Below are 598 nucleotides of genomic sequence, written 5' to 3'. Positions count from 1 at the left end.
GTGTATAAGAGACAGGGGGGGGAGGCGCCGGTGCTCCTGTGCTCGGGGGCCCTCATCGCGCCGGAGGTCGTCCTGACGGCGGCGCACTGCCTGGCCGTCTTCGGAGAGGCGGGCCCCTACGAGGTCTTCCTGGGCCCCACGCTGCTCCCGGAGCCCGGCCCCGGAGGCCGGTTCATCAGGGTGACCCGGGCGGTAACGCACCCGGACTACGTCCCGGCCACGCACGCCTGGGACGCCGCGCTCCTGCGGCTGGCGGTGCCCGTGACGGACGTTTCCCCCTACCGGCTCCCCGGCGCGGGCGACGTGCCGGTGGCGCCGGGGGACCCCGTGCGAGCGGTGGGCTACGGCGACACGAAGGACCCCGACCGGCTCGCGGGCCGGCGGCGCCAGGGCGTGCTCCAGGTGACGGGCGTCACCAGCGGCGCCTTCCAGGCCGGCCCCGCCCCGGCCATGACCTGCGTGGGGGACAGCGGAGGCCCGGTACTGGGTGGCCCCCCCGGGAACGAGGTGCTCCAGGGGCTCACTGTCAGCGGTGACGTGGCCTGCCGCACGGAGGCGGTCCAGGTGCGGGTGGACGCGCTGGGGGACTTCCTCCGCC

The 598-nt window shown here is 76.3% G+C and carries 1 protein-coding gene; it reads left to right on the top strand.

Going from position 1 to position 598, the window contains the following annotated elements:
• Positions 1-30 precede the first annotated feature (30 nt).
• On the top strand, positions 31-598 hold a 568-nt coding region (locus tag D7X55_RS40140; protein WP_233610404.1), incomplete at its 3' end, for a trypsin-like serine protease.

This window comes from Corallococcus sp. AB049A (assembly GCF_003668885.1).
Lineage (GTDB): Bacteria > Myxococcota > Myxococcia > Myxococcales > Myxococcaceae > Corallococcus > Corallococcus interemptor.
Note: the sequence above shows the minus strand (reverse complement) of the source record. Positions and strands in the feature narration are given on the sequence as shown.